The organism is Photobacterium sp. HL06 (genome assembly GCF_059552575.1).
In genome coordinates this window covers 1,439,943-1,456,453 of record NZ_CM183915.1, presented here as the reverse complement: position 1 = coordinate 1,456,453, position 16,511 = coordinate 1,439,943, and the positions used below count along the sequence as shown (strand labels likewise).

Annotated in this window: 15 protein-coding genes and 3 pseudogenes; 8 read left to right on the top strand and 10 right to left on the bottom strand. The window is 44.0% G+C overall.

Features of this window, described 5'->3' with window-relative positions; all coding sequences use genetic code 11:
• Nucleotides 1-7 precede the first annotated feature (7 nt).
• The 4 genes from AC51G0_RS24640 to AC51G0_RS24625 all read left to right on the top strand — a co-directional run bounded on the left by AC51G0_RS24640 (nucleotide 8) and on the right by AC51G0_RS24625 (nucleotide 3,143).
• Nucleotides 8-1,000, top strand: coding sequence for an ABC transporter ATP-binding protein (locus tag AC51G0_RS24640; protein WP_496302182.1), 993 nt, complete (start codon nucleotides 8-10; stop codon nucleotides 998-1,000).
• Nucleotides 997-1,815, top strand: coding sequence for an ABC transporter permease (locus AC51G0_RS24635; protein WP_496302181.1), 819 nt, complete (start codon nucleotides 997-999; stop codon nucleotides 1,813-1,815). The genes AC51G0_RS24640 and AC51G0_RS24635 overlap by 4 nt, the downstream gene beginning before the upstream one ends.
• 57 nt (nucleotides 1,816-1,872) lie before the next feature.
• Entirely contained in the window at nucleotides 1,873-2,376 is a 504-nt protein-coding gene (locus tag AC51G0_RS24630; protein ID WP_496302179.1) for a nitrous oxide reductase accessory protein NosL, read from the top strand.
• Nucleotides 2,377-2,570: 194 nt separating this feature from the next.
• Entirely contained in the window at nucleotides 2,571-3,143 is a 573-nt protein-coding gene (locus tag AC51G0_RS24625) for an SOS response-associated peptidase (RefSeq protein WP_496302178.1), read from the top strand.
• A 38-nt stretch (nucleotides 3,144-3,181) separates the two neighbouring features.
• Here the strand turns inward: AC51G0_RS24625 and AC51G0_RS24620 are convergent, their stop codons facing one another.
• From AC51G0_RS24620 to AC51G0_RS24610, 3 genes are all read right to left on the bottom strand, one after another.
• Entirely contained in the window at nucleotides 3,182-3,367 is a 186-nt protein-coding gene (locus tag AC51G0_RS24620; protein ID WP_496302176.1) for a hypothetical protein, read from the bottom strand.
• Entirely contained in the window at nucleotides 3,368-4,057 is a 690-nt protein-coding gene (locus tag AC51G0_RS24615) for an IS6 family transposase (protein ID WP_496302175.1), read from the bottom strand. It lies immediately after the preceding gene.
• A gap of 68 nt (nucleotides 4,058-4,125) precedes the next feature.
• Nucleotides 4,126-5,136, bottom strand: coding sequence for an AraC family transcriptional regulator (locus tag AC51G0_RS24610; protein WP_496302174.1), 1,011 nt, complete (start codon nucleotides 5,134-5,136; stop codon nucleotides 4,126-4,128).
• A 477-nt stretch (nucleotides 5,137-5,613) separates the two neighbouring features.
• Here AC51G0_RS24610 and AC51G0_RS24605 point away from each other — a divergent pair, with 477 nt between their 5' ends.
• The 3 genes from AC51G0_RS24605 to AC51G0_RS24595 all read left to right on the top strand — a co-directional run bounded on the left by AC51G0_RS24605 (nucleotide 5,614) and on the right by AC51G0_RS24595 (nucleotide 8,290).
• The gene (locus tag AC51G0_RS24605; RefSeq protein WP_496302173.1) at nucleotides 5,614-7,095 is read left to right on the top strand and encodes a methyl-accepting chemotaxis protein; all 1,482 of its coding nucleotides are present in this window, start codon (nucleotides 5,614-5,616) and stop codon (nucleotides 7,093-7,095) included.
• Between the two features lie 8 nt (nucleotides 7,096-7,103).
• Complete coding sequence (locus tag AC51G0_RS24600; RefSeq protein WP_496302171.1) at nucleotides 7,104-7,871, top strand: substrate-binding periplasmic protein; 768 nt, start codon at nucleotides 7,104-7,106, stop codon at nucleotides 7,869-7,871.
• Between the two features lie 119 nt (nucleotides 7,872-7,990).
• Complete coding sequence (locus AC51G0_RS24595; protein ID WP_496302169.1) at nucleotides 7,991-8,290, top strand: transposase; 300 nt, start codon at nucleotides 7,991-7,993, stop codon at nucleotides 8,288-8,290.
• Here AC51G0_RS24595 and AC51G0_RS24590 read toward each other — a convergent pair.
• The 4 genes and pseudogenes from AC51G0_RS24590 to AC51G0_RS24575 all read right to left on the bottom strand — a co-directional run.
• Nucleotides 8,287-8,739: pseudogene (locus tag AC51G0_RS24590) on the bottom strand (IS3 family transposase); the annotation flags it as partial. The gene AC51G0_RS24595 and the pseudogene AC51G0_RS24590 overlap by 4 nt on opposite strands.
• 166 nt (nucleotides 8,740-8,905) lie before the next feature.
• A complete protein-coding gene (locus AC51G0_RS24585; protein ID WP_496302168.1) occupies nucleotides 8,906-10,693 on the bottom strand; it encodes a reverse transcriptase/maturase family protein in 1,788 nt (595 codons plus the stop codon).
• Nucleotides 10,694-11,251: 558 nt separating this feature from the next.
• Nucleotides 11,252-12,760, bottom strand: coding sequence for a group II intron reverse transcriptase/maturase (gene ltrA / locus AC51G0_RS24580; RefSeq protein WP_496302166.1), 1,509 nt, complete (start codon nucleotides 12,758-12,760; stop codon nucleotides 11,252-11,254).
• A gap of 676 nt (nucleotides 12,761-13,436) precedes the next feature.
• Nucleotides 13,437-13,613: pseudogene (locus tag AC51G0_RS24575) on the bottom strand (IS3 family transposase); the annotation flags it as partial.
• A gap of 74 nt (nucleotides 13,614-13,687) precedes the next feature.
• Between AC51G0_RS24575 and AC51G0_RS24570 the strand changes: the two are divergent.
• Nucleotides 13,688-14,188: a transposase gene (locus AC51G0_RS24570; RefSeq protein ID WP_496302164.1), complete on the top strand. Its 501-nt coding sequence runs from the start codon at nucleotides 13,688-13,690 to the stop codon at nucleotides 14,186-14,188.
• Between the two features lie 153 nt (nucleotides 14,189-14,341).
• Here AC51G0_RS24570 and AC51G0_RS24565 read toward each other — a convergent pair.
• From AC51G0_RS24565 to AC51G0_RS24555, 3 genes and pseudogenes are all read right to left on the bottom strand, one after another.
• Nucleotides 14,342-14,886: pseudogene (locus AC51G0_RS24565) on the bottom strand (transposase); the annotation flags it as partial.
• A 41-nt stretch (nucleotides 14,887-14,927) separates the two neighbouring features.
• A complete protein-coding gene (locus AC51G0_RS24560; protein ID WP_496302162.1) occupies nucleotides 14,928-15,509 on the bottom strand; it encodes a TfoX/Sxy family DNA transformation protein in 582 nt (193 codons plus the stop codon).
• A gap of 401 nt (nucleotides 15,510-15,910) precedes the next feature.
• Complete coding sequence (locus AC51G0_RS24555; protein ID WP_496302160.1) at nucleotides 15,911-16,498, bottom strand: hypothetical protein; 588 nt, start codon at nucleotides 16,496-16,498, stop codon at nucleotides 15,911-15,913.
• Nucleotides 16,499-16,511: the final 13 nt, after the last annotated feature.

Below are 16,511 nucleotides of genomic sequence, written 5' to 3'. Positions count from 1 at the left end.
CATTACTATGACCTCTTCAAACAAAGCGACCTCTCCAATTGTTTCATTGCGCAATACGAGCAAGCACTATCAGCAGGTTGAAGCATTGAAAAATATCAACTTGCAATTGGATGCTGGTGAAGTACTCGGCCTGTTTGGCCACAATGGGGCTGGCAAGACCACAATGATGAAGCTCATCCTCGGCGTTATCGAAGCCAGCCACGGTGATGTGAAAATCTTCGGTGTCGACCCGCAGTCCCAGCAAGCCTGGCACAGCAGGCGGAATATCGGCTATTTGCCAGAAAACGTCAGTTTCTATGATCACCTAACCGGGCTGGAAGTGCTGACCTATTTCTCCCGGCTTAAATCGGTGAGCAAAAAACAGGTCATCGCCTTGCTGGAACAGGTAGGACTAACCGCAGCGATGAACCGCAAGGTGAAAACCTACTCCAAAGGCATGCGTCAGCGGCTGGGACTGGCCCAGGCTTTTTTAGGTGAGCCCAAACTGCTATTGCTTGATGAACCCACTGTCGGCCTTGATCCCATTGCGACCAAAGAGTTTTACCAGACGGTAGACAACCTCAAGAGCAACGGTGCCAGTATCATTCTGTGCTCCCATATTCTGCCGGGGGTGGAGCAGCATATCGACAGGGCAATGATTTTGTCAGGTGGCCAGCAGCAGGCAATGGGAACCCTGGCACAATTGCGCGAACAGGCCAGTTTGCCTGTTACGATCTATACCCGGGGGCTTGGCAACGTACTTCAAGATGATCCAGCCCTCAGTCAATATCGGGCTGGTGACAGTCAGTTGCTGGTTCCCGAAGGCGATAAGCTGGCAGTACTGCGTAAACTGCTTAGCTATGATCAGTTAGGTGATCTACATGTCGAGCCAGCCAACTTAAACCAGCTCTACCAATACTATCTCAATGATGGCACAACCCTTAGCTCAACAGCGCCAGAGCAACCAGGCGCATCAAACCCATCTAATATGCTCAATAAATCGGAGGCTGTAAGCTCATGAACCCTGTTTTTGCTGTCGCGATAAAAGAGTTTCAGGATGGCCTGCGCAACCGCTGGTTAATTTCCATCACCCTGATTTTTGCCGTGCTCTCATTAGGGCTGAGCTATTACGGCTCGGTTGCTTCCGGACAATTAGGCATGGCATCGTTATCATCGACCATTGCCAGCCTGTCCAGCCTCGCGGTATTTCTGATCCCGCTAATTGCACTGCTGTTAAGTTATGACAGCTTTGTCGGCGAGCAGGAATCCGGTACTTTGCTGCTATTGCTGACCTACCCTATCAGCCATGTCCAACTGTTACTCGGGAAGTTCTTAGGACAGGGTGCCATCATCACCCTGGCCACCTGCCTCGGCTTTGGCAGTGCCGCTTTCTTACTGGCAGTACAATCCGACTTTGTGGCTGTCGTCCCAGCATTCAGCCTGTTTATTCTCACGGCAACCCTCTTGGGGCTCTGTTTTATCGCGATTGCCTATGTGATCAGCCTGGCGGTATCAGAAAAATCCAAGGCGGCGGGTATTGCCCTGATGATCTGGTTTTTCTTTGTCCTGGTCTTTGACTTGGCGTTACTGGCTATTTTGGTTGGGGTCGAAGAAGGGCTATCACAGCAGCATTTGGTACAGCTGATGATGTTCAATCCAGCTGACTTGTTCAGGCTTATTAACCTTGCCGCATTAGATACGGGTGATGTTAATGGCGTGCTGGCTGTCGCTATCGACCAAAGCCGCTCGCCAACAACCCTGCTGCTAATGATGGTCGGCTGGGTGATCACACCGCTGGCAATTGCCTCAGTGGTATTCAAAAAGAAAAAGCTATAAGAACCAATAACTCAAATTAAGAAAATAATTAACGATTCAATTAGTAAGGAAACAAAAATGCGTAGTTTACACCCTCTAAGGACTATCAGTGTTGCCCTAATGCTTGTATTGGGAGTGGCAGCCTGCAGCGAACAGGAGTCAGCGGAACAAGCCATGGTTCGGCAAGCCGTTGCTATAGAACAGGCAGATGAGTGCCACCTGTGCGGCATGATCATCAGTAATTTCCCGGGTCCTAAAGGGGAGAATTATAGTAAGTCATCAGATACAGTGAACAAGTTCTGCTCAACCCGAGATTTATTCAGCTTTGTCCTGCAGCCCGAGAACAAGCGCCAGGTTAAAGAAATCTTCGTTCATGATATGAGCAAGACCCCATGGGAGCATCCGGAAGATGGCTACTTCATTGATGCACGAGAGGCCTGGTTTGTTATAGGCTCAGAAAAAAAAGGCGCTATGGGCGAGACACTGGCCAGCTTTAGCAAGAAAACCGATGCTGAAGTCTTTATCAATGAGTTCGGTGGGGAACTTTACAGCTTTGACGACATCACTATTGATGTACTGTAAGGGCAATTAAGTCGCAATTAGTTCAATGAAAACAAGCCCGCAGCCTAGCGGGCTTTCACATTCTCTCATAACTGCATTTGCACATCTTTCTATAGCGTTCATACTTTTTTATACGCAGGCTTGTTCCTAAAAAACTATAAAAAACTCAGGCAGGAAGCACCAAGCGGCCACCAACTGAAGAAGGGGTACTCAGCATGTGCGGACGATTCAGTGTGTCAGGCGGGATGTTCAACAAAATGGTCAGCGACGAGATCGGGTGTGATTTTAAAGCCGAGGAAAACCTGGATCTTCGACCAAGCCAAACCGTATCAACCATTATTTATGTGCAAGGGTCGGTTCAACAGCAAGATGTCCAATGGGGTATCCAGCCAAGCTGGGCCAAGCGGCAGATCATCAATGCCCAGTCTGAAACGGTAAACGAGAAAAAAACCTTTCACCATGCAATGCAGAACCACCGCTGCCTAATTCCCTGCAGTGGCTGGTTTGAATGGCATGACGAGGGAGCACCGCGCAAACAGAAGTACCTGTTTAGCCATAGCGACGAACGGCCATTTTACATGGCAGGGATCTGGTTTCCGGCAGACGTACCACAACTGATTACCCTCACCACCGCCGCCAATGAAATCTGCAGCCCCTACCACGACAGAATGCCGGTGCTGATCCCTAAAAATGCAGCATGGAAGTGGCTGGAAGAGAACATCACCGCCATCGCCCCATTGCTAAAAACAAGCAGTAAACTACCAATCACGGTTACCGCTATACACTAAGTCGTAATGCTGGGCTTTAGTGCAAAATGCGTAGCTAGCTACTGGCCGTCACTGGTGTTAACACTCTCGGCAATCATCTCCCGTAGCCAACGGTGGCTAAGGTCTAGCTCAAAGTGCTTGTGCCACATTAGCACATAAGCGCCCGGTTCAACCTCAATGGGCACGTCAAGCGGCTTTGTCGCAAAGTTCTCTAGAAGTGCAAGCGTACTGATTTTCAGATACAATTAGGTTGCTAGCGCGTAAAACTGCTCCCAAACAGATAAGCCTTCAGGGTTGTCGAGTTGCCCGTTTTTAATCATCGTCCACAGTTCGACACCAGCAAGTGTAGCCTTTGCGCCTTCGTCAGATTTCCAGCCCAGTGCCTGGTTCATTTTACCCTTCACTCTGCGGTGGCTTTGCTCAACAATATTGTTCAGATACTTAATTGAAAGGATCTCAATAAGGCTCAGCATGCGTCTGCTATGCCAAAGCTCAACGTTGATATTGTGCAGTGCTAATGCGTTGGAATGGCTGCCGTCAATCACCACCTTTTCTGGTAGTCCGTGTTGGCCGATGGCCTTGTTGAAAAAGGCTCTCGCTGCCTTTTCATCCCGCTTATTACGCAGGAGAAAATCAATCACATCACCATATTTATCAACAGCCCGGTAGTAATACTTCTGACCTTTTACGTTGATATACGTTTCGTCCATCCGCCACGAGGAAGCCACCGGTTTCTTTCTTCTGCGCGCTCGCTGCTCCAGCAATGGCGAAAATTTGAGTACCCACCGGTTCAATGTTGAGTGATCAACAATGATGCCACGCTCTGCCAGTATCTCTTCAATTTCACGGTAGCTCAGTTTGTAGGAAAGATAATAACGAACAGACTGCAGTATGATCTCGGAAGGAAAATGACAGCCTGTGAATTTGATGGTCATGATATTGGAAGTGATGAATGTTGATGAAGATCATAACCTACGACTCCAGTTTGCGACAAAGCCATCATTTATAACGAGCTATAGCTTATCGGGCTGACTCCAAACCATCTCTTAAAAGCTTTGTAAAAACTACTAGTGTCTTTAAAGCCAAGCTGGTAGCTTAACTCAGTAATGCTGCATTCTCCATTATCTAGAGAGTGTTTTACTTTCTCTTTGCGAATGCTGTCAACAATCACTTTGTAGCTAGTCCCCTCAGCTTGCAAGCGACGGTGTAGAGTTTGCCTACTGATATGCATGTATTGACTAACGTTATCCACAAGTGGTAGTTGCCCTGTATCTAATTGCTTGACAATAAGAGCTCTTACTCTGGCGGAGTTAGTTAAAGGTTCTTGAAGCTTATTGATAGCTTGTTTGGCTTCTTTTTCTGCTACTTTTTTTAGTAATAGACTACTGGTTATGATTGGTATCTGTAGATATTTTGAAGGAAAAACCAAAGTATTGTAATCAGATGAGAAGTGTAGATTCTCCCCAAATATTGATTTATACATCTGAATATAACTTGGTTTAGAGAAATTAAAGGTTGCGTGAATGAGGGGAAAATCTTTTCCACTTAACACATTGGCCCACGACACCATAGCACTCATACTTCTTTCAATTGCTTTTATTGGATAACTCTTGTTGTGGTCAAGGTTTAAGGCTATCGTGCAAGTTGTTCCGCTAATCGTTTTCGTCCAGTGTTCACTCGAGTTCATTAGACAGATATTTTTAATGAATATATCCAGTGCTTCTTCGATATAATTAGCCTGACTAACCCAGCTAGCAAGCAAACCTTTGGAACTAGGAATGATTTTTTTTCCTAGAATAAGTCCTATTTCAGGCATTGGGTGAAAAGTATCGATGGTATGCCAAATATGCAAAAAATCTGATTCAGTTATTCGACTCTTCAAGTCCAGTGATAATATTTTTGAAAGTCTTTTGTTCGATTCGTAATCTAGAGTATTTGAATCGATAGAAATAATCTCTTCAATTAGATCCACTGCTGCTGCAACAGAGACAGTGTTTTGACTAAACAAGTTCAATTTAATTCCCTTTCGTGGTCTGTGAAAGTTATTTATGTTATTCACATGGTATGTGAACAAATGAGGCAAGACAATAGTAGACATACAAATAACATATGGGAGTGATCATTAAAGATTGCTCAAGCCTGCATCTTCAAGTTGATTGGGTATACCCTAGATATAAAAGTTATAAGAATGGAAATGGTAATAAATTCAGACGCTTCACCCACCTGTCATTGGTGACAATAAGTTTGAGCCACTCTTTGCTTAGGAGAGGTCTGGTCAAGAGAATCATTACTAACAACCTAGCAAGTAGTTTTGCAGGCTATCGAAGTAACAGTATCACATAATTAAACCCTCCGAGACACAAGGACGCAACGGAGAGACCGCAGGACATAACAATTGGAAGATTTGTCATTTATCGTAATGAATGATGAAGATAGAACATGAGCCAAATGTAAAGTTATAAGCAGAAAAGGGACGTTGGAAGGTATAAGGATGAAATATTCAGTATCAACAAAAATTGGAATATGGATGTTGATTTCAATTTCACTTTTAGTAGCCATTTTTGGTTTCTATGAGTACCTAATGAAGTCACACCAATTACTCAGTGAGCAGAATGAAGAGATAGAATTAGTATCTGATAGACTAAAAGTTAGTTTGCCAACAGCAATTTGGGATCTAGATGAAGAATTAATACAGACTCTAATAGAATCCGAGACTAGGGCAAGATATATTAGTAATATTATAATATTAGAAGAAGATGAAGATGAACGAAAGCTTAGTGTGAAAGATGATTATAGAAAATATAACCTAGAATATAAAAGCGATGGTGATTCAACATTTGTTGGTACACTAATTATTTATAAAGATGATTTATATATAAATAGTGAACTGCACAGTCTAATTGTGTCCTTAATAGTAGAGGAGCTGATACTCATACTCGTTATGGTCGCTGTTGTCCATTTAACGCTAACTATCGTGGTGGTTAAACCCATAAGCGCTATTACAGAACGAATGAAACAAATAGCTTCTGGCGAGGCTGATTTAACCCAAAGAATTCCATTGAGTAGTAGTGATGAAATTGGTCTCCTTTCCAAGTACTTCAATCAATTTGTTGGGCAAGTTGAAACCTTAGTTTCCGAGATTAAGAGTTCTGTTGAGCGCTCAGTGATTTTATCTGACAAATTGACGGATTCATCGTCTAAAGGTCATCAGTTATTGGTGGCGCAGCATGAAGAAACAGAGTTGCTGAATACAGCCACAAATCAATTTTCTGAAGCAGTGAACGAAATTGCCAAGAATGTGAAAGAAACAGCTGATTGTGCTACCACTGCTACTGAAGATGCAACAGCCATTTCTTCGGCAACTCAATCTATGGTTAACCTGAATGTTTCACTTTTGGAACAGCTTAGTAGTGCGTCCAAAGCTGTCCAAGTACTAAAATCAGATGTCGAGTCAATAGACACCTTACTTACAATAATTGGAGATATAGCGGAGCAAACCAACTTACTAGCCCTGAATGCTGCGATAGAAGCGGCACGAGCTGGAGAGCAGGGGCGTGGGTTTGCCGTTGTAGCTGATGAAGTCAGGGCGTTGGCAAACAGAACTCAGGAGAGTACAACGCAAATCCATAACTCATTGACGAATCTAAAAAATGGTACAAGTGATGTTACAACGTTAATTGCTGAATCTTACAACGCAAGTCGAACGTGTGTTGACCACGCTCAGAGCTCGGAACAGTTACTTGAAAATATGCAATCCGGAATCACCAATATTGGAATGATGACAGAGAATATTTCATCAGCAGCAGAGGAGCAAAATGTCATATCGACGGAGCTAAGCAAGAGTTCAACAGTGATTGTGAGATCAGGATTTGAAAGTAAAAACCAGTTAAACGAAATAATGTCCATCGCAAGTGAAATAAACACTTCTGCCGGTGAACTTGTAGTTAATGTGTCAAGATTTAAAGTTAATTAGGGATATATATGAAGAAAAAATTATTTGTAGCAGCTTCGATTTTAGTTTCGGCACATAGTCATAGTGCAGAGACTTTGAAAGTGAGTTCTATCGACTGGTGTCCTCAGCTATGTAGTAGTGGAGGTAAAGCTGGTTACGTAATGGATACTGTAAAAGAGGTTTTTAGGGATAGTCCTTATACGCTGGATGTGAGTGTTTTCCCATGGTCCAGGGCGATCAATAACGTAGAAACTGGAAAGTCGCACGCATTACTTTCACCTGCGAAGCAAGAAGCTCCTGGCCTGAAATTTCCTATGCAAGAGGTTGGGCTCCAAAGGATGTGCTTCATCACAAAAAATGATTCCGCATGGTCATATAGTGGTCCTGAATCTTTGAATGGTATGAAAGTTGGAATTGCTTCAGATACATCTATTGAAGAATTAGATAACTATATCAAACAAAACTCCAGCCAGTTTGACTCGCTACCATATGGTGAAAACTATATCAATAAAAGTATAAAAAAGTTAGATAAAAATAGAATAGATGCATTCGTTTTCACTCATAACTCGACGATGTATAAACTAAATGAACTCGGTTTATCAGATGATTATAAAGTATCTGGCTGTGTTAATAGTGCCAAAATTTTTATGGCATTCACGCCTAGTGCAAATGAAGCTGCAAAAGTAGAAGAGATGATGACTTACTTTGATAATCGGATGAAGGAGCTTAAGGCGTCTGGGAAAATTGGTGAGATAATGAAGTCTTATGGGCTAGAAGATTGGCAGGATTTTCTTTAAATGAAGTCGGTCATGATGTATAGCGACTTCTCCATATAGACCAAGAGTATACCCAAAGTTCTAATTTGGTTTTCGTGCCCATTTAGATGGGCATGAGAACAGAGCAAAGGTTGAAGCGGATGGATAAAATCGGAGGGAAAAGTCACGAACTGGAGTGCCTACAATTAAGCATCAATAAGCAGAGGGTCGTTGACGTTTTGATGGAAGAAGTAGCTATCTCCAACTGGTACTGCTATACCCCTTCTTGGCGCAGAAGTCGAAACAACGAGTTCGGCGATTCTGTGATTGAAACGGCTCTGATATTGATAGGGTTCTTCAACTTACCACTCTACGCTTTAGAAGGTTTTATCGATTCGTTGTTCAGTCTGATGGATGTAGGCTTGCGTGATCTGCCCCAACAAGATTGGACACTAAGTTAAGCGACATTCTTCTGTTCAAATACGACGGGGCTTAGATACCCAAGAGCACTGTGCCTTCTTGTTCGGTTGTAATCAACCTCAATATATTCAAATACCGTTTGCCGCATCATTTCTTTGGTCATAATCGGTTCGTATTGGATAGCTTCAACTTTTAGCGAGTGGAAGAAGCTTTCCACACAAGCATTATCCCAGCAATTTCCTTTTCGACTCATGCTTTGTTTTAAATTATGAGAGTTGATTATCTCGCGGTAACTTTTTGAGCAGTATTGGCTGCCACGATCACTGTGAACGATGACCTCTTCAGGCAGTCCACGACGGAACAGTGCCATCTTCAACGCATCTCCGACTAAGTTTGCTGTCATACGATTATCCATCGACCAGCCGACTACCTGTCGAGAGTACAAGTCAATAATTACAGCAAGATAAAGCCAGCCCTCACTTGTCATCAGTAGAGTAAGAGGCAGAGCGTAGTCGTACTATTTCTCTACCTCTCCTCCCCGAACCGTACGTGCAGTAGGGTAGGCAACCAGCGAGTTACCAACGACACTTTTCCAATTGCCCCCCACCGAACCCCGCGTGACCGATTTCCGTGTCACGAGGCTCTCCAGTAATTGATTACATTAGAGCTTTCCCATCATATCTACCCGTATGAATGTTTTGGTGGCAGCTTTCACAAACGACTAATGTTTTACGCCGACGCGCTGCCATTATTTTCATCCATTCGGGACGAACTTTGCAGCCCTTTTTCTCCAAGTCAGCCAGTTTGCGTATATGGTGTACTTCAACGCGATCTGTGGATTCACAGAGTTCACATTTTTGAGCTAATAAGCGCTCAACCACTTCACTTCTCTGGTTCCATATATTCACTATTACAGAGTCATTTAACGATGCCCATCTATTCCACTTTAAAGAGACCGCACCAAAGTGCGCCTTTAATGGTGGTTTATCTGGGCGAGGAACAACAACTTCTAATGCCTTGAAAGTTCCATTTTCAGTTTCCAGCGTTGTGCCGTACTTCTTGTAAATTTTAGGGCAAGTTGTTTTGTACTTCTTTGCCAGAGTCTTCACGAGTGACAACTCTGCATTCCTCTTTAAGTAACCCATAGTGTGGAGGTTGTATGCCATCTGATAGTATTGCACTATCCCGCAATACTCTGCTTGATACTGTCTAACAATACTGTACGGATGATCATTGACCCGTTGAGTTAAGTGAATCGCATTACCTCTGCGCCGGTATTTGGCACTTTGGTTTTTAACTACTGTTTTTGGCACCCGAAGACCTACACTACCGTTGATGTTGCGTTGACCTCTGTGGTCATGTTTTTCGTCAGCATGTAGGATGTGGATCTCATAACCTAAAAATTTTGCTCTTTCATTGCGCGCATGAGTGATTAAGGTTTTCTCGTCACTAAGCTGAAATTTCAGATCATGCTCTAAATAGTGAGCAATTTTTTGCTTGATTTCCATTGATTCGGATTTGGGACCACTTAGTCCCAACAACCAGTCATCCGCGTATCGGACATACCAAAGGCGTCGATAGTCTGGATCATTTGGATCTTTAGACGGCAATTTCTGAGCCTGTTGGTTCAGTGTTTTTGCCAGATCCCTATCACCATTTTTTCGAGCTTTGGATGCCGCCAGAGTGATGGCGCGATATTTTGGGTTTGTTTTTCTTCGTTGCCCACAGGTATATGCCGGTACGATTTGGTCTTCGATATATTGGTCCAGTTTTCCGAGAATGATATTTGAAAGTATCGGCCCAACCAGTGATCCTTGCGGTACACCGCTGAATGTGGCGTTGAACTTCCAATTCTCCAAATACCCCGCTTCCAACAGATTTTCGATTAGACGAATTAAACGATTATCGTGAATCTTTTCACGCAGAATATTCAATAATATGGCATGATCTATTGAATCATAGCAGGCGCTAATGTCTCCCTCGATAAACCATTTTGTTCCTCTGCCTTTCTGCATAACACGTCGTAATGCAGTATGACAGCCACGCCTTGGGCGAAAACCATGTGAACAATCAGAAAACTGTGGCTCGTAGTACGCTTCCAAAATTGATCGAATAACTTCTTGAAGTAATTTATCCGACCAACTTGGTAAACCTAACGGCCTAGATTTTCCATTCTTCTTTGGAATATAGACTCTTCTAACAGGTGTCCATCTATATCGTTCTTGCCTCAGAGTATCAATAATACAATCGATTTTCTCTAGAGACATTCCGTCTACTGTTTCTTCCGTACTACCCGAAGTCATGGCACCATCATTTCGATAGATTTTGCCATAGGCTTTTAGGTAAAAGTCCCGATTATACAGTAGCCGATATACCTTCTGTAACGGTAAGGCCTGTTGGCCACGCTTATGTATGATATCTAGTATTACTTCGGCGCTTCGCATCACGCGTACCTCATAATGCCTCTTTATCCAATTACCTGTTCCACTTTGCCCTGTAAACAGCTTTCCTGTTCTCCCCGGAGGGGCGTTACTCCCTCGACTACTATTGAAACTCCGTCACCATAGGGCTCTCGCCCGTTAGGCAATCCCGTGTTCCGTCACCAATAAACGTCTCTAGAATGACTTAGGTTCCCCACTCATAGCCTTAAATGAATTCATTATTCATCGTTTATCAACCAGAGGGTATCACCAGCGTAAGGTGAACTGATGACTGTTGATAACTTCGGCGTACAAGTGTGCTACCGAAGAGTGTGCGCACCACCACTGGCTATTAGGGTTCAGGCAGTTTAGCTTTAACCATATCATTCAGGCGTTGCAGGGCCACAACATACACACTTTCTGTTATTCCCCGCTTTACAAACATGCTCTTGTCCCTTCATTCTTTCGAATTCGGGTAAGTTGTTCACCTCGGAGACATTTCCTCTGACCTCCGGCCAACTTAGTTGGCTATTTATTTAGTGCGTACCACGGCGCACCCTTTCAGCGCATACGGCTCTCCATTTAATTATGGCCAACGGCCATAGCAACATCAGCGTAGCGGGAAGTAACCGTATTTCTGACTTCTTGCCTAAGATAGGGATTGCTCTCTGGCAGTCGCCACCGAAATGGCATCTTGGGACTACTCACTAGGCGGAACAACGATACGCCGCATTTATTCCCCAAGTTGGTTTTGCCAAATAATACCCATGTCTTAGCTTTTGTCGGCTCGGGACGTTTACACCACTTCATCAATAGTGCTTTGATTCGGCAACGGTATTTGCGAGTGAGCCAACGTGCTAATTTCCAAAAGACGACCCGGTCTATTCGTCTGTATGTCATAGCCGTAAAGTCAGTGTGGCGATAGAACTGTGACCAGCCACTGAGTTTCTGATTAATCTTCTCCACCTTGTCTATCTTGCTGCAACTGAAATCCCCGGACAGTTCTTTTATCAGAGAGTAAATGAACGCTTTTGCTTTAATCTTCGGTATAGAGGAGACCACTCGCATATTGCCTTTAGGGCCGCGCTTTCGGATGATCCGGTGTCCCAGGAAGACAAAGCCATCATTCACATGGGTAATATGGGTTTTCTCCATATTCAGTGTGAGTTGTAGCTTTCCCTCAAGGAAAGAACGGCATTCATCCCGAATGTGTTCAGCGTCTAGCTTGGTGCCTTTGACAATAACAACGAAGTCATCAGCATAGCGACAATAGGCTACGGCAGGCTGCCATTGCCGATTGTTCTCCAACGCTGGTTTTCGCCCTATTTTAATGCTGTGATTCCAGTACCATCGGTCTTTGCGTGCTTTCTTACTCAAATAACGCTGATTAAGATACTGATCAAACTCATTAAGCATGATATTCGATAGCAATGGGGAGATAACACCACCCAGAGGAACACCTTCGCTTGTCGCACAGAAAAGGTTGCGTTCAACATGTCCCGCTTTGATAAACCGCCAAAGCAGAGTATTAAACCCATTACAGCTTATTCGTTTACGTACACACTTCATGAGCAGTCGATGGTGAACAGTGTCAAAGTAACTGGCTAAGTCACCTTCGATCACCCATCGGCCCCGTGTTTCAGTATTATCGGTAAGCTGTAGCTTAACTGTGCGCATAGCATGGTGAACACTGCGCTCTGGCCTGAAACCGTAGGATAATGAGTGGAAGTCATTCTCCCATATTGGCTCCATGGCCATTAGCATTGCTCGCTGTACTATGCGATCGCGCAAAGTCGGGATCCCCAATGGGCGCTGTTTCCCATTCGCTTTAGGGATATAGATGCGTCGTGCAGGCATAGGCTGGTAATTACCTGACTGCAACTCCAGTCTAAGTGCACGAAGATAGTCACCCAATTTCTCTTTCAGGTGGTATTTAGTGATACCGTCCACGCCTGGTGTTTTGGCCCCTTTGGAAGAGAGTGTTCTCTCCGCCGCATGATACAGCCAGTCAGGATGAGAAATTAGACGAAGCAGGCGATTTACCCTGCGGTTTTCATCGTCTGCCGTCCATGTTGCTAGCTTGCGTTGCATTTCGCTGATTATCAGAGGTCTTCACCTAATTACAGTCAACTAATCTGCTGACACAAGTTAATTAAACTGTTCTCCTGCGCCATGTAATGGGCTTTCCCCATCTCGGACTACTACGAGAACTCCGTCAGCCTGTTTGTCATCGGGGGCATGCTCCCTTGGCATTCAAACAGACCTTCCCCGGTTTACCTACCTGAACTCGAACATATTGGGGTGGACGCTGATCGCAGTCTTTAGCCTTATCGTGCTGTAAGGTGATGACGCTAAGAAGTTGATTTGTGTTAGCACTTCTACCCATTGCCAGAAACATACATATCTTCTGCAAATTGGTGTGATTGAGCGTACTTGTCTCACTCACACTACGTCATACTGCCTGTTAACTCGTGTAGGCAGTGGCGACATTTCAGCCCATAGATGCGGGTTAATCAGTTCATGTTCTTCATCCGTCCAATACTCAACCTAGAGGAGCATCTTGACGTAACGAGTTCGTCTCACTCCCCCGTTGTCAGCGGGTTACATCACTTTACCAGCATCGATAAATCACTGCCGCTCAGGCTCATATGCTGTCACAACCCAGCATAGCCACAGTGACTCGGCTCCAGCCTTGTCACCTGTAGATTTCAGATAGACTTGTGGTTCAATTTCAGCATCCATGCTCGCCCTGAACTCCGGGCACACAGTAGGTGATATCGCCAGCCCACTTCTGATTCGGTGCATCAGCAGTAAAATCTTGTTCCAGAAGGTTAGGCGCAACGGGTAAGGAATGCTTACTATCTGTTGTGACCTTAAATTTACGCGCAGCTTTTGCAACCAGGCTCTGCCTTTTCATGCTATCTGATATCGTCTTGAGGTTATGCTTGTTCCCCCCCTCTGGCAGGATAGATGTCACTGTTAAAATTTAACCAGTTAGGGGCGGTAGCAGAGTAAAGAATGTCTCGTTATCCGCAGGAAAGAAAAGAAGCAATATTGAAGAAGTTGTTACCTCCGTACTCTCGGTCGATAGCGGAAGTAGCAAAAGAAGAAGGCATCAGTGACGCCACGCTGTACAATTGGCGAAAACAACTCATAGAATCAGGAGCCGTTGTGCCAGATAGTAATACTTCTTCCGAGCAGTGGTCAGCTCAAACCAAACTGGCAGTTGTAGCAGAAACCTATTCCATGACTGAGAATGAACTGAGCCAGTACTGCCGTGAAAAAGGACTTTATCCTGCTCAGGTTAAGGAATGGCGCGGCGAGTGTATGCAAGGCTTCATGTCCAGTAAGGAGCGAGAAGCTGAAGCGAAGAAGCAAGCCAAAGCGGATAAGCGGGAAATCAAAGAGTTAAAGATAGAACTTCGCCATAAAGAGAAAGCCTTAGCGGAAACAGCTGCCTTACTGGTATTGAGAAAAAAGCTGAGAGCCTTTTACGGGGAAGAACCAGAGGACGACTAACCTCGACCGATGAAAGGCAAAGCCTGGTTGCGCTAATCCATGAGGCTCGCCAGAACGGCAGTAGGTTAGAAAATGCATGTAACGAAGCTGAGATCGATTTACGGACTTACCGCCGCTGGTATCAAGGTGGTGAAGTACAGGAAGATGAAAGGCCGATAACACCACGCCCCGAGCCTGCCTTGCTCTGCCTTGCTCTGCCAGTTCTACCTGGATACGTCTTGCACCGTCACGACCTTTGCTAGCTTCGAACGCCTTTTTGACCGTTATGTCACGCAGCGTACGTGCTCTATCTCGTTGACTAATTTCATGGCGATGCTTTAGCCAGTAGTAAAACCCACTACGCGATACAGCAAGAACCTTGGCCATTCTCATTACGGAGAACTGCTCAAGGTGCACTTGCATGAACTCAAAGCTCGCTATTTTAGATGCTTCGCGAAGTAGGTGGCGGATTTTTTTACTATTTCAAGCTCCTCCGCTTGCTCGGCGAGGAGGCGCTTCAGACGAGCGTTTTCGGCTGCAAGGTCAGCCTCGCGTTCACTGGCGGAGTCCTTCCTTGCGTTCTTACGCCAGCCGTATATTTGGGAAGCATGTAAATTGAGTTGTCGTGCTGCCTCTGGAACCGATGTTCTTTCAGCAAGCTTAAGCGCCTGTTCCTTAAACTCTTCGGTGTGCTTGATACGTGTTTTAGTGTTTGTCATTGTTTACCTCGTTAAGTGATTTTACTCGCTTAACTCGGTGTCTAAAACTGCTGGCTCAGATCAGAATGTTGATGGAGATCATAACCTACCACTCTAGCTTGCGACAAAACCTTTAATAGTTCATTTCGTCGACTTGGGGAGATGGTCGCCCAATGAACGCCGGCTATTGCGCCTTCTAGTATCCATAAAAGAGTGATGTCTAACGGTACCGAGTTGAATTCTTTTTGTAACATCATATAGGTTTTTAATGCACCTACTTGCCTCATTTTTTCCGTCGAGTTGATTCCTATTTTTTTCAGCATACGTTCATGTTTCATCTGTAAGTTTGGGAGGTCTTTAAGTCTTTCAACTGTGGTGTCGCGATTTGTATCTTTCTCATTATTTACCGCAATTAGCGCCTCGTTTACTTTGCTGATGATTAGTTCTGGTTGATTATCAACACCTTTAGGTAACTCGAAGTAATTTGTTGTGAAAAGATGGCCATTTTTCATGTAAGAGTATGGCTTAAGCGATCGTTTTTGATAGTGTTTCCTGGTTGTGGTGCTAGTGCGTACGTAAAGTGTATTTTCAGCGAATAAAGCAACCATAGTATCATTAATAAAAATCCCAAAAAAACCAAACATAGAGCGAACCTGTATACTTCCAAGCTTGTTCAATAGTGATGTGTAAGAGTTTAATTTTATATTGTTCATTGTAGTCTTATATTGATTTCCAATGTTAGTATCGAGTTCGGGAGTAGTTTAAAATTATTAGTTAAGGCAAGATTGAATAATGTTGCTTGATTATCACTAAAGCTCAGCTCTCATAAACCACATTTAGATTAGGTGGATGATGGGACACCAGCATGGCTAAAATTATGGCTCATTTCCTGGCGCTGATTTTTAAAACTCTACTGTATAATTGGTTGTCGATGACCTTTTTTTACCGTTGCATTGCAATTTCTGAAAAAAAACGATTTTCACCATAATCATAGCACCGCGGTACGTTATGGAGAGGAATGGTTCATTATATTATGACCACATTGTCAATGTTGATAACGCTTAGCATCTTTACGCAACTTTCGATACTTGGTCATTAACTCGTTTTTGTCCAACTCTTCATCACCGAAGAAGAACGCATTGCCTACCTGTAAGGGCTCAAAATAATTTTCAATTAAACTTAGTACTAAGTTCGCTTTCTTGATTGTAATAGGAGAGCAGGATTTGCCATGCAAGTCATCTAACAAATCCAGCACATTCGATCGATAGCTTTCTAGTAAGTACAATTCTTGCAAAGCTGTCTCATTAGCAAGCGCCTGCTGCCACCGACTATTGATAGACTGTTGACGGGTGAGCACGGACTCATCAATCCTAAGTTCAATCAGCTTTGTCAGCTTGTATTGATAAGCATCCAATGCACACTGTTTTTCAATTCGATATAACTCAAATAAAGCATGAGACGATAAGTTAAGTGGATTTTTCAATAAATAATCGAAAAAGAAGCGGGTCTCAAAGCGTTCTACACCATGGAAAATCGGTACGTCTTGTCCGTTGCTATTAAAATCCTTTAGTGGAGCAAACTGGTACATATAGCCGAAATCGAATAGTTTTATTTTCCCCTGACTGTCGATCAATATGTTACCTGAG

Bases quoted from the DNA above. Each gene is read 5' to 3' on its own strand.
- AC51G0_RS24625 (WP_496302178.1), top strand. From the start codon at position 2,571: ATGTGCGGACGATTCAGTGTGTCAGGCGGGATGTTCAACAAAATGGTC.
- ltrA (WP_496302166.1), bottom strand. From the start codon at position 12,760: ATGCAACGCAAGCTAGCAACATGGACGGCAGACGATGAAAACCGCAGG.
- AC51G0_RS24595 (WP_496302169.1), top strand. From the start codon at position 7,991: ATGGATAAAATCGGAGGGAAAAGTCACGAACTGGAGTGCCTACAATTA.
- AC51G0_RS24585 (WP_496302168.1), bottom strand. From the start codon at position 10,693: ATGCGAAGCGCCGAAGTAATACTAGATATCATACATAAGCGTGGCCAA.
- AC51G0_RS24600 (WP_496302171.1), top strand. From the start codon at position 7,104: ATGAAGAAAAAATTATTTGTAGCAGCTTCGATTTTAGTTTCGGCACAT.
- AC51G0_RS24630 (WP_496302179.1), top strand. From the start codon at position 1,873: ATGCGTAGTTTACACCCTCTAAGGACTATCAGTGTTGCCCTAATGCTT.
- AC51G0_RS24635 (WP_496302181.1), top strand. From the start codon at position 997: ATGAACCCTGTTTTTGCTGTCGCGATAAAAGAGTTTCAGGATGGCCTG.
- AC51G0_RS24605 (WP_496302173.1), top strand. From the start codon at position 5,614: ATGAAATATTCAGTATCAACAAAAATTGGAATATGGATGTTGATTTCA.
- AC51G0_RS24640 (WP_496302182.1), top strand. From the start codon at position 8: ATGACCTCTTCAAACAAAGCGACCTCTCCAATTGTTTCATTGCGCAAT.
- AC51G0_RS24560 (WP_496302162.1), bottom strand. From the start codon at position 15,509: ATGTTTGGTTTTTTTGGGATTTTTATTAATGATACTATGGTTGCTTTA.
- AC51G0_RS24570 (WP_496302164.1), top strand. From the start codon at position 13,688: ATGTCTCGTTATCCGCAGGAAAGAAAAGAAGCAATATTGAAGAAGTTG.
- AC51G0_RS24615 (WP_496302175.1), bottom strand. From the start codon at position 4,057: ATGACCATCAAATTCACAGGCTGTCATTTTCCTTCCGAGATCATACTG.